The sequence below is a fragment of the Burkholderia sp. LMG 13014 genome, assembly GCF_905232215.1.
Classification (GTDB): Bacteria; Pseudomonadota; Gammaproteobacteria; order Burkholderiales; family Burkholderiaceae; genus Burkholderia.
This window is the reverse complement of sequence record NZ_CAJNKE010000337.1, coordinates 1-6,452: the sequence shown is the minus strand read 5'-3', so window position 1 is coordinate 6,452 and position 6,452 is coordinate 1. Positions and strand designations below refer to the sequence as shown.

The 6,452-nt window shown below is 67.6% G+C and carries 6 protein-coding genes; 2 read left to right on the top strand and 4 right to left on the bottom strand.

Annotated features, from left to right (window positions below; all coding sequences use genetic code 11):
* The 3 genes from JYJ84_RS25275 to JYJ84_RS25265 all read right to left on the bottom strand — a co-directional run.
* Window positions 1-558, bottom strand: a 558-nt coding sequence (locus tag JYJ84_RS25275; RefSeq protein WP_205189581.1) for a phosphatase PAP2 family protein, incomplete at its 3' end; no start/stop codon positions are given.
* An 81-nt stretch (window positions 559-639) separates the two neighbouring features.
* Entirely contained in the window at window positions 640-1,956 is a 1,317-nt protein-coding gene (locus JYJ84_RS25270; protein WP_175221765.1) for an Nramp family divalent metal transporter, read from the bottom strand.
* Entirely contained in the window at window positions 1,905-2,957 is a 1,053-nt protein-coding gene (locus JYJ84_RS25265; RefSeq protein WP_175221764.1) for a helix-turn-helix domain-containing protein, read from the bottom strand. The genes JYJ84_RS25270 and JYJ84_RS25265 overlap by 52 nt, the downstream gene beginning before the upstream one ends.
* 497 nt (window positions 2,958-3,454) lie before the next feature.
* On the opposite strand from JYJ84_RS25265, the gene JYJ84_RS25260 reads away from it, so the two are divergent.
* A complete protein-coding gene (locus JYJ84_RS25260; RefSeq protein WP_175221763.1) occupies window positions 3,455-4,378 on the top strand; it encodes a LysR family transcriptional regulator in 924 nt (307 codons plus the stop codon).
* Window positions 4,379-4,474: 96 nt separating this feature from the next.
* Window positions 4,475-4,876, top strand: a complete 402-nt coding sequence (locus JYJ84_RS25255) for an OsmC family protein (protein WP_043177923.1) — start codon at window positions 4,475-4,477, stop codon at window positions 4,874-4,876.
* A 100-nt stretch (window positions 4,877-4,976) separates the two neighbouring features.
* Here the strand turns inward: JYJ84_RS25255 and JYJ84_RS25250 are convergent, their stop codons facing one another.
* Window positions 4,977-5,858, bottom strand: coding sequence for a Dyp-type peroxidase (locus tag JYJ84_RS25250; protein WP_174958188.1), 882 nt, complete (start codon window positions 5,856-5,858; stop codon window positions 4,977-4,979).
* Between the last annotated feature and the right edge of the window lie 594 nt (window positions 5,859-6,452).

Sequence of the window (6,452 nt, the reverse complement as noted above, 5' to 3'; positions counted from 1 at the left end):
CGCGCAGAGTTGCGGCGAATGGGTATCGATCATCTGCTGGAACGGCGCACGGTGTCCGTACGCGATGCCCGACACGAGCAGCAGGCAGACGGCCGCGACGCGCGGCGAGAATGCACGCTGCCGCGCGCCGTCATAGCCGCGCAGGAACAGCAACGCGACCAACGCGCCGAGCATCCACCCGACGATCACTTCCGGAACGGTGTGCGAATGATCGAACACGCGCGCGACGGCCGTGATCGCACCGACGGCCAGCCCGGCCGCGATACCGGGCGCCTTGCCCGGCCGGAACGCCTGCCACAGCATCGACAGCGCGACCGTCCACACGGACGTCGACAGCATCGTATGGCCGCTGATCACGCGGAAATCAAATTGCGGCAGCTCGATGCCGCACCCGGCATACAGGATCTTCGTTGCGCCCACGAGGCCCATGCCGGCGGCGAGCAGCACGCCCCAGCGGACGGCGAGGCGCCAGTCGGTCAGCGCGAGCCACGCGGCGCACGTCAGCGCGATCGGCAAGGTCAGCGCGGCATCGCCGATGTTGCTGATTTCACTCCACATAACGGACTTCGGACGACGATCGAAAGGCCGCAGTTTACCGCATGCGCGCAGCGCGCCTGTTTCAGCCTGTGACAGCCTGTATCAGCTCGCCACACCGGTAATCAGCAGCAGGTTCGTGCCGGTGATGACGACGAACAGCGCCCACGCGGCGATTTGCATCCCGCGCCCGATCGTGTGCTCGCCCATCGTGTTGCGATCGCTGACCGAGCGGATCAGCGGCCACATCGCGAACGGCAGCTGCAGGCTCAGCAGCACCTGGCTCCACACGAGCAACTGCCCGACCGAGCCGTCGCCGAGCCACAGCACGCCGATCAGCGCCGGCACGAGCGCGAGCCCGCGCGTGATCAGCCGGCGCTGGTAGCACGGGATCTTCGTATGCAGGAAGCCGTCCATGATCACCTGGCCGGCGATCGTGCCGGTGAGCGTCGAGCTCTGCCCCGACGCGAGCAGCGCGATGCCGAACAGCAGCGCGGCCGCACCGCCCGCGATCGGCGTAATCAGCTTGTAGGCCTGCTCGATGTCGGTCACGTTGTGCTGGCCCGTCGCATGGAACGCCGCACCCGCGACGATCAGGATCGCCGCGTTGACGAGCATCGCGACGAACAGCGACACGAAAGTATCGATGCGCACCAGCGCGAGCGTGTCGCGGATCGTCCCGCGTGCCCCGCCCACCACGCGCCGCGTCTGCACGACCGACGAATGCAGGTACAGGTTGTGCGGCATGATCGTCGCGCCGACGATGCCGAGCGCGAGCACGATCGCGTCCTTGCGGTCGTGGCCCGGATCGCCCGGCACCAGCCCGCCGACCACCGCATGCCAGTCGGGCGGCGTGATCGCCACCTGTGCGACGAAGCAGAACGCCATCGTCGCGATCAGCGCGAGCACGATCGCCTCGATCTGCCGGAACCCCTTGCCCTGCAGGCCGAGCACGATCACCGTGTCGAGCGCGGTCAGCACGATCCCCCACGCGAGCGGCACGCCGAGCAGCAGCTTGAACGCGAGCGCGCAGCCGAGCACTTCCGCGATGTCGCACGCGATGATCGACACTTCGGCGGTCACCCACTGCACGATGCGGCCGAGCCGGCCGTAGCGGTCGTAGCTGGCCTGCGCGAGATCCCTGCCCGCGACGAGGCCGAGCCGTGCCGCGAGCATCTGCAGGAAGATCGCGGCGAGGCTCGAGAACGCGACGACCCACAGCAGCGAATAGCCGAACTGCGAGCCGGCCTGGATGTCGGTCGCCCAGTTGCCTGGATCCATGTAGCCGATCGCGACCAGCAGGCCGGGACCGAAGAAGCGCTTGAGCTTCTGCCAGCGCGGTGCGCCGGCATCGATCGTGATGCTGCCCTTTACTTCCGACGGGCAGAAAGGGGCGGTGGCGGTAGTGGGGAGGAGGGGCATGGAAACCGGGGATCGAGATCGCGACAGGACGATTCTACGGGTATCCGACCTGTTTTCTCCCGCGCGGCGGCACACGCGGCGCACTGCCCGCCGGCGTCGTCGCAGGCCCCCCCATCCGCATCGGGCGGCATGGCGCCTCGGGTGAGGATCCTTTCGCGTTCGGTGACGCGAAATTCCGTCGGCGACATCAGCATGCGCTGGCGAAACAGCTTCGCGAGCCGCTCGCCGCTGCCGAACCCGGTGCGGCGCGCGACCTTGTCGGCCGGCAGCGTCGTATGGACCAGCATGTGGCAGGCGCGCTCGAGCCGCACGTGCTGGACGAACTCGGTCGGCGTCACGCCGATCTCCTTCTTGAAGCGCCGCAGGAAGTTGCGCTCGCTCATCGCGGCGGCCTGGGCGGCGTTCGCGATCGAGATGCGGTTCACGCTCTGCGCGCGCAGCCGCTGCGCCGACATCCGGATCGACGGGCTCGCGCTCAGCTCGCGAAAGGCCCACATCGACTGCGTATAGCGTTGCTCGACGGGCCGCAGCATGTTGCTGGCGATCTCCTGCGCGGCACTGTCACCAAGGTCGACGCGGAACATGTCGAGCACGGCGGCGAACACGTCGGTTTCGCCGGCCTGCAGCTCGACCGTCGTGGCAACCCGGCGCCCGGCCCGGCCGGGCCGCTCTTCGAGCGTCGCCGACGGCCGCTGCATGGCCGCGAGCGCGGGCAGGTCCATCGCGTCGACGATCCAGCGCGCATGACGGCGAATGTCGCTGAGGCGGCGCTGCAATGCGCCGTCCCAGTTGACGGCCGCGCGATCGCCGTGAAGATGAAAGAACGCGAGCGCACGGCGGCCGTGCTCGTCGCCGAGCGGATCGGCCGCGATGCTCACGCCGGACGACGACTGCAACAGCCCCCCGCTTTCGGATACGTACTTCAACTGGTAATCCGCACTGTATGCGTGCAGGCGATTCGCCAGGTTGAAAGCCTCGCCAAGACGCGCGGCCTGGGCCAACGAAAACCCCGTACTCAAATAGATAACGACCCACCTCTGATCTGCTGCATTCACTGGCCAAGCCCCCGACTTGTTTCGACTTCTTTTATTACCGTCGAACTGTCAGGCTTATATTTGGTTTGAATGCGTGCGACAGGACGGCTATCCCGAAATATGAAGCGACGGCATCTTAGCCGAACGGGTCGCGCCTTTGGCGCGAAATGGCCGACGGGGACAGCATGATGGCGGATTACTACAGGCTGTCGGGGGTGACTGGCGGGCGGGCGCCGCGTCGCACGGGCCGTTCTCGCCGATTATTGCGATTATGTGCGGCGCACTTTGCGCATTTCATGACGACATAATGCCTCGGGTATCCGGATAAATGCGCAGCCGGATATCGGCCCACACGATATCGGCACCTGTCCCGCGCGATCGATCGCCACGCCGGAACGCCCGCGTATCCGTTGCCTGCGCATCCTTTAGAATCGAGCCACGATTCACCACGCCGCCCGCGCCCCGTGCCCGCCGATCACCGTCTCGACCTGAACCTGTTTCGCGTGCTCGACGCCGTCTACGTACATGGCGGCATCGGCGCGGCCGCCCGCGCGCTGCATCTCACGCAGCCGGCCGTCACGCATGCGCTCAACCGGCTGCGCGCGCATTTCGACGATCCGCTGTTCGTGCGGCAGGGCAACCGCGTCGTGGCCACCGAACGCACGCGTTCGATCATCGCGGACGTGCAGGTGCACCTGAAGGGCCTGCAACGCACCGCACGCGCGCCGTCGGCGTTCGATCCCGCGACGCTCGACCTGAGCATCGCGGTCGGCATTCGCGACGTGCTCGAATCGATCGCGCTGCCGCGGATCGTCGCCGCGTTCGCCGACGAAGCACCGGGCCTGCGGCTCGTGAGCCGCCGCATCGCGGTGGCCGACATCGAGCGCGAACTCGCATCGGGCAACCTCGATCTCGCCGTCGATCGCCGCGTGCCGACCGGCCCGCGCATCGCCACCGAACACCTGCTCGACGATTCGCTGGTCGTCGCGTTGCGCAGCGATCACCCGCTGGCGCGCGACCCGCTGCGACGCAGCGACTATTTCGCGGTGCAGCATGTCGCGGTGTCGTCGCTCGGCGAGCCGCAATCGCTCGACGTGCTGCTCGGCAACGACGGACGCTTTCGCGATATCCGGCTCACCTGCCAGCACTATTTCGCCGCGTGCCAGATCGCCGCGACCGGCAACCTGCTGGTCACGCTGCCGCACACCTATGCGTTGCGGATGGCCGCGCTGCTGCCGATCGTCGTGCGGCCGCTGCCGTTGCGGCTCAAGCCGTTCCCGCTGCTCGCGTACTGGCATGAATCGCGCGACGCCGATCGCGCGCACCAGTGGGTGCGCGAACGCATCGCCGCGCTCGTGCGCAGCAGCGCCGGCGTCGCCGACGCGTAGCCGCACGGCACGCCGTTGCGATCGGGGCGGTATGCTGACGGCTGCACGCCGCCCCGCGGCGCCCGCTTTCTCGTTCCCGCTGACCGGAGACCTGCCATGTCGCTCATCCATGCCGCCGCCGTCCTCGACGCCGATGCGCCCGACTACGTCGTCCAGCTGCAAGCCGGCACCCACGCGCTGACCGGCGACGAAGCGCCACGCGAAGGCGGCCAGGATCGCGGGCCGGCACCGTTCGCGTTCGTGCTGGCCGGCCTCGCGCAATGCACGGCCGCGACGCTGCGCATGTATATGCAGCGCAAGGCGTGGCCGGCCGCGCGCATCGACGTGCGCACCGAGCTGCATGCGGATCGCGACGGTACCCAATACGTGCGCCGCGTCGTGACGCTCGACGGCCCGCTCGACGACGCGCAACGCCAGCGCCTCGCCGAAATCTGCGAGAAGACGCCGGTCACGTTGTTCATCAAGCGCGGCACGCGGATCGACACGACGTTGAGCTGACACGCAACGCTACAGCGCACGCAACGCCCGATCGCCGCGAAAAAAAACGGGGGGCCACGCACGATGCGCGGCCCCCCGTTTCGTCGAACCCGTCAGGCGCTTACAGTCCGAGCGCGGACAGGTCGAGCTTGCCGTCCTTCATCGGCGGGCACCAGAAATACGCGCCCGTCAGCGGCCGCGTAAAGCGGAACAGGCCGTCGACGATGCCGTCATCCGCGCCGCTCATCCGGCGCATCTGCACGTCGAACGCGCGGAACGAGCAGCCGAACGCCACGAAGTAGAGGCCCGCGCGGCGCGCGTCCGACCACGGCGACGAACGGCGCAGCATGAACGCCTCGGGCTCGAAGCTTTCCTGCGCGGTGCGCTTCACGTGCGCGAATTCGGGCGCGTCGTCGAGTTCTTCGTTGTCCGAGCGGCGGCGCCCGATGATGTTGTCCATGTCGCCCGACGGAATGCGCTCCATCTGGTCGAAGTCGTGCAGCCACTGCTGCACCGCGACGAAGCTCGCACCGTCGCGCCCCGCGCCCTGCCCCGTCACGATCGCCGCGGCCACCGCTTCGTCGCCGTCCGGATTTTCGGTGCCGTCTTCATAGCCGGACAGGTCGCGATCGGTCGAATAGCGGAAACCGTCGACCGCGTCCTGCAACGCGAACGCCGGCGCCAGCGCGCGTTCGATCGCCCGCGCGCGCAGCACGATCTCGCCGCGGTCGTCGCCACGCAGCCAGACCCACACGTCGGCCGGCGTGGCCGGCAGCGTGCGGTCTTTCACCGCGAACGTCGGGAATTCGGTCAGGCCCGGGACCGGGTGCCCGAGGTGCGCCGCCAGCGCGTGCCCGAACCCGACCACCGTGTCGCGTCCGTCGACGATCTCGCGCAGCGCGGCCAGTGCCGCTGCCACATTGCCGTCATTCGAAATCGTGAAAGTGAGGTATCGGGACACCGTATCGATCGGGGTCAGGATGCCTTGCTGAACGTCGCTCATCGTTTCCTCAGGAATGTATCGTGGTGAATCTGCGCGGGCCGCGGCGTCGTGCGCCGCAGACGCTGAAGTGTAATCGATGCGCGTGCCGGCCCTTGCGCTGCCGCACTGTGGAAGGGCCGCAAAAGAAGGGCCGAAACCCTGAATACTAACCGTATCGACACTGCAACGCCCATTCGTCAGACGTTGCGGCGCGCCCGGCTCTGCTGATAGAATCTTTTCACGTCTTTTCGGCGTCCTTTCAACCGTTCACTTCAGGGGAGGTGCAGATGTTCCCAATGCCAGCAACCTTCCCGAACGTGGTCCCACGGCACCGCTGATCCAGCCCGCCGTCCGCGCCGGCTCCCGAGTTTTCCGCTAACCCGTCAGCCGCGCCGTTTCCCGACAGCCCGTTTCGTTTTCCGCCCGCGATTTTCGCGCGGTCCGGCTGTTGCGTTTTCGATGTTCTCCGAACCGGAAAGTCCCGTCGCGCGACGCGCCGGGCAACGATAAATGACCAGAAAAACCACCCATCTGGGCGGCCAGGCATTCCAGGCCGTCTTCGGCTTCACCTTCCGTTACTGGCGCAAGCAGCCGGCCCGCACCGCCACGGTCGCG